Raw genomic sequence first — 5,334 nt, forward strand, 5'->3', positions numbered from 1 at the left:
CAACCAGCAAAGAACCGGTTCAGTCAACAGGGCGTTCATGTTGGGCCGTACCGGCCACACGAACGCTTAGTTATTGGGTGTAGTTTTTTATAAACCTTCTGGTTTCTCAGTTATCTTGCAATTCTTTTTTAAGTGTAATAACCACAACTCCTTCATAATTCTTAGACGAGTATTTGGCGACCTCCTTCTTGTCCTTATAAACATGAACCGATTCAATATCATCTTGATTAATGGCTTGAAAATCAGATGATGAAACAATCTTATTATTAACAACTAATAAAACTCCATCTCCCGCATTACCTACTTCGAGTTTTTCTTGTTTCCTTTTTTCTAAATTATGTGCCACAATTTCTTTTTCAATCTCTTCACCATTTACAGGCTTTACATATCTCCCCATAAATAGTATAATTTTAGTTTTATTATCCAATACAAAAAACACAAATGGGTGGTCAGCTTTAAAAATCTTGTACGACTGTCGTCCAGTTATTTTTACACTAGCTGCAGTTGCTGCGGCAGCTTCTGTTTTCTCTTCGTCCAATTCAATCCCTGCTTTATGTAATACTTTAGAAAACTGCACAGGTTCTTCTTTTGTTATCCCTGAAAAGTCAGCCTCACTGGTAAAAGCCGTTTTTAAACCTACACCTTTTAGAGCATCACTCAACTCGTAATTTGATTCCAGTTTTAATTTCGGTATTGAAAGTGCAGTTTTTATATAAGATGTACTATCTAATATTTGATTAAAAAATTCATTACTCATCTTTTCTTCAATTTCTTCAATACCAAACAATTTTTTGGGAAGAATTATCCCAAATGACAAATCTGAATTTCGATAGGGCTTTGATATAAATTGATACTCCTCGTTTTCAAAATACTTAAGACTCTCGGTCATATTCATAAAATCAACTTTATATTGATTCTCGACACTTGTAAAAAAAGGAGCAGAAACTGTCTTTTGTTTGTCAAACTTAAATAGCCATTCTCTTCTAAAGTATACGGCATTAGAAATCACTAATTTCGTATCTGCATTTATATGTGAGTCATTTATAATTTCATCTATCTTGCCGCTTGTTTTATTAGAAACCCACCCGTTAATATCTGAAACTGCCTTCTCTGTATTGGCAAATTCCGTTCGCTCAAAATCTGAAAAATATTTGTCTGACACAGACTTACTATAATCTCCTTCTAATACGAGATTTTTATCTAACCAGATGGCATTCGCAACATTAACACCAGGAAAACTATCTGATTTAGTTGCAAAATAATGTAAGTAGTTATTGTTTAAAGAACCTGAATTATTTAGATATAATATTTTTTCAAATTCTTGTTTTGTTTTATTTTTTGAACCTTCATAAGCCGCTAAAAGAGCATAATAAGTACTAAGCGGAGATATAATAAGATTTTCCTTTTCGACCTTTATATCATGATATAAATCAAAAGAATAGTTATTTAAAGAGCTGCTGTAATCATTGGTTTGCGCATTTGTTTCTGAATTTGGAAAAAAGAACAGAACAAATCCGCTAAGTAAAAATGGTGTAGTTAAAATGGAAACTTTTTTCATTGCACTTGTCTTTAAGTTGAATAAATCTCTTGCATACCAATAGAAGGTCTGAGTTTTCCGATTTGACTGTTGCTCCTTATTTTTGACATCGTTGTTCGAAGTCTCGAAGTAACTAATCCCTAAATTTTCAGAAATTGTCCTAATTGTATAAGCTCTGGGCGTAACCTGACCAGATTCAAGTCGCTGAATTGTGCGTACTGTAACCTTACACTTTTTAGCTACATCCTCTTGGGTTAAACCTCGTGCTTTTCTAACTTCTATAAGTTTTTCTCTGAAATCTTGCTTTTTCATTCAAACTGAATTTGCAACAATATTATATCCAACTTGAGAATATCCTAAAAAATCTATGCTGTATTATCCCCGACTTTTACCCGACATTATAAAATTATCCGTTAATACCGCAGTGTCGCTATTAAAGTAAACTTAAATGCAGGTTTTATTTTCATATTTAATTACTGTTTTTCGAATAACAAATTACACCCAACGTCCCGGTTAACGAAAGTGGCGAGTAGGGAAGAAGTCACTTTCCGTTGTAACGGTTTTTTCTTATGGAAATAAATGTAGGAAATTATCTCTCAAAAAAGCCATTTTTGTTAACCATTGTTACCTACTTTGCCGACACATCTGAGTGAGCACGAGAGATTTGCCGTTCTGTTTTTCTAAGGCATTTGAATTTCCTCATTTTCCGAGAATAATTTTTTCTCCGTAACAGTGAGAAAATTATCCACGGCTGAGTGAGGTTAAGTTTATGAAACTATCTCGCTGTTCCACTTAATCTTAATTAGTTCGATTATTTTTAATTCCGCAAGAGTGATAAAATTAATTTTCAGCCGAGTAAGTGTCAGTTTTTTGTTTTTTGAAAGGAATGATTGTTTGATATTGAATTCCAGGAGAAGAGTCAGATTTTTTATTTTCCACGTTGAGTAGAGTCGGAGGCATTGTAGGTAACGTTCCCGGTTAACGAAAGTGGCGAGTAGGGAAGATCCACTTGTCCGTCGTAACGAGTTCTTTCTTATGGAAATAAAATTAGGAAATTATCTCTCAAAAAAGCCATTTTTGTTAACCGTTGTTGTAAACTGGGCTTTTATTCTTTTTGTGTAATTAGTTAGTTTTTAATCCGCTGAAAACTGATCAGTCCGTTTTTTTAAGAACTCTCTTTTGAAAATCTTTTTTTAGAGATAGATTGGATTAGTGAATTCCACTTGTCCGGCGTCAAATATTTTTCAAGAGATTTCAGAAATTTACACTTTCCTAAAATGCCATTTTTTTGCCTGGTTTACAACGTCTCGAATAACGCAAGTTGCGGTTTGGTCATTCGAATTTGTCAGTTAAAGACTACTTTTTAAAGGTAGTCAAAAATGTCATTTTTGAAAGGTATTCCGCAATTTGTGTTATTCATTGTTGTGAAATGCACCGCCCGCCCGAGTGAGCCACTTCGCTATACAGTCAGCTGTGTTTTGTTTTTAAAGTTATTATTTTCTTACCTCTCAAAAATAGCATTTTCACGTCCGTTTTTTTTCTCCACTTGAGTGAGAAAGTCCGCTGTAGTTAGATCTGAAACTCTGGTTTACTAACCTCTCAAAAATGATGTTTTTAGCACCTTTTAATTATCCGCTTGAGTGAGTAATCCGTCGCAATTCTTCTTTTAAAACTCAATTTTTCTTTCCTTCCAAAAAGGGCATTTTTAGCGTCCGTTATTTATCCAAGTCAGTTTTATTTTTCCTGCGTTTTGTTAGTCAGCGGTGTTTTTCACAACGTCCTGTATAAAAACAGTGCGAGCGGGCGAGCTTGATTGTCCGCAGGACAATCAGGTGCAGCCAGCGAGCACGGAGTTTCGATTTTAGGCTAAATATAGCATTGTTTTTATATAGTGTTGTGAGCCGTTGTTTTATTTTAGAGTCCGTTGCAAAGAGGTCTTAAAAATGACATTTTTGACTGGTTTTCCTGGCAAACAACATCGGTCAGAAGTCAGCTTTATTCACAAACTATACCTTCCAAAAAGGCCAAAAAAAGCGCCACTTGCGGCTGAGTGATGTTTTATCACGTAGCTTTTTTTCTGCGTTTTTACACCAGCAGCAGCACAAAAGCGGAAATTTCCCAATTGCGCTCCCCTCCTGTCTGCAATGGCTCACAACGTACCCGGTTAACGCAAGTAGCGGAGTTGGGAACGCGAATTTATCGGTTAAGTTATCTTTTTAAAGGTAGTTAAAAATGTCATTTTTGAAGGATCTCAGCTATTTGCTCGTTAACCGATGTTGAACTAAACCTAAAGGTAGCTTCAAGAAACCTTTCGATCACTATTCACTACCTTTAAGTATCTAATAATAAACATTGAAAGTTATGAAAAAAAAGTAGCACTCTCATTGATAGGGCCTGTAATTCTGTACCTGAGTTTAATGAATTGTACCGCAAATTAAAGCGTTCTGTTGAACTGGCCGGTAAAAGTCAAAGTACCCTTACCAACTATTCCCGCTGCCTTGCGCACCTAACCCTTTATTTTAAGTGCAGTCCCCTTGATCTTGATGAGGAACAAATTCTGGATTACCTGCACGTTTTAAAATCACAGCATAAAACACCATCCGACAGTTTCTTTAAGCATACCATTTACGGCCTTAGGTATGCTTATCGTATGTGTGGAATGCAAGAGATGCAGGTGATTCTTCCGTCCATCGAACGACCCAACAAGCTTCCGGTGGTACTGAGCCGTAGTGAGGTAAAGCAACTTCTAAAAGCACCAAAACTTCTTAAACACCGCCTGGTCCTTGCTATGCTTTATGGTTGTGGCCTTCGTTGTTTCGAACTTCGCAACCTTCAGCTCAGGGATCTGGATTTTGACCGAAAAATGCTCCACATCCGTCAGGGCAAAGGACGTAAAGACCGATATGTCCCTCTATCAAAGCTGCAGATCCGTGGCCTGAAAAAGTACATTACAGCAGAGAATCCTTCGACCTGGTGCTTCAATGGCTATGACAGGGAAAATAATCCCACTGCCTTGTCCACACGAGGAGTTCAATGGATCGTACGGGAGGCACGCAAACATAGCGGTATCCAAAAAGAGATCACCACTCACAGCCTTCGTCATAGCTATGCGACACACCTATTGGAAATGGGACTGGATATCATGAGCGTAAAGGATCTTTTGGGGCATGCAGATATCCAAACCACCTTAACCTATCTTCACGTGGCACAATTGGGTAGGCAAAAGCCGTTCAGTCCGCTAGACAGGCTGTACAACAAATAGTAATGGCATCTGCTACTTACGAAGTAGCTCAGGTGTTAGAGCGTAACCAGGAGGTCTTAGCTGATCATTGTGCCAACAGCTGGCAGCTCAGAACCCTGCATGCGGTGCGAAAATGCCGTACTGCTGCTCTGGGTGGTCACATCGACCGCTGTCTCAATCCTTTCTGCCAACGTTTACACCTTAGCTACAACAGTTGCCGCAACCGGCATTGTCCAAAGTGCCAGGGGCACAAAAGGGAAGAATGGATCAGGGCACGGGAAGAAGAGCTCCTCAAAGTGCCTTACTTCCACGTGGTCTTTACCCTTCCCTGTGAGCTTAACCACTTATGCCTGTATGAGCCAAAACAGATGTATAGCCTGTTGTTCAAAACAGCCTGGCAGGTAATCAAAGGCTTTGCATCAAACCCAAAGTTCCTTGGAGCCAATCCTGGGATGATCGCAATCCTGCACACCTGGGGACAAGACCTCTCCCTGCACCCCCATCTGCATTGTATCATACCCGGTGGAGGGATTACAAAATCAGGCAAATGGAAACC

Annotated in this window: 3 protein-coding genes; 2 read left to right on the plus strand and 1 reads right to left on the minus strand. The window is 38.3% G+C overall.

Features of this window, described 5'->3' with window-relative positions:
• Positions 1 to 106: 106 nt before the first annotated feature.
• Positions 107 to 1,849: a serpin family protein gene (locus tag OQ279_RS17085; RefSeq protein ID WP_266071260.1), complete on the minus strand. Its 1,743-nt coding sequence runs from the start codon at positions 1,847 to 1,849 to the stop codon at positions 107 to 109.
• 2,110 nt (positions 1,850 to 3,959) lie between these two features.
• Here OQ279_RS17085 and OQ279_RS17090 point away from each other — a divergent pair.
• Both OQ279_RS17090 and OQ279_RS17095 read left to right on the plus strand, forming a co-directional pair.
• Positions 3,960 to 4,799 carry a tyrosine-type recombinase/integrase gene (locus OQ279_RS17090; RefSeq protein ID WP_266071261.1) on the plus strand — a complete coding sequence of 280 codons (840 nt, stop codon included), beginning with the start codon at positions 3,960 to 3,962 and terminating at the stop codon, positions 4,797 to 4,799.
• Between the two features lie 2 nt (positions 4,800 to 4,801).
• Positions 4,802 to 5,334: IS91 family transposase (locus tag OQ279_RS17095; RefSeq protein ID WP_306419808.1), on the plus strand; the 533-nt coding region annotated here is incomplete at its 3' end.

The organism is Salinimicrobium profundisediminis, assembly GCF_026241755.1.
In the GTDB taxonomy this organism is placed as follows: Bacteria; Bacteroidota; Bacteroidia; order Flavobacteriales; family Flavobacteriaceae; genus Salinimicrobium; species Salinimicrobium profundisediminis.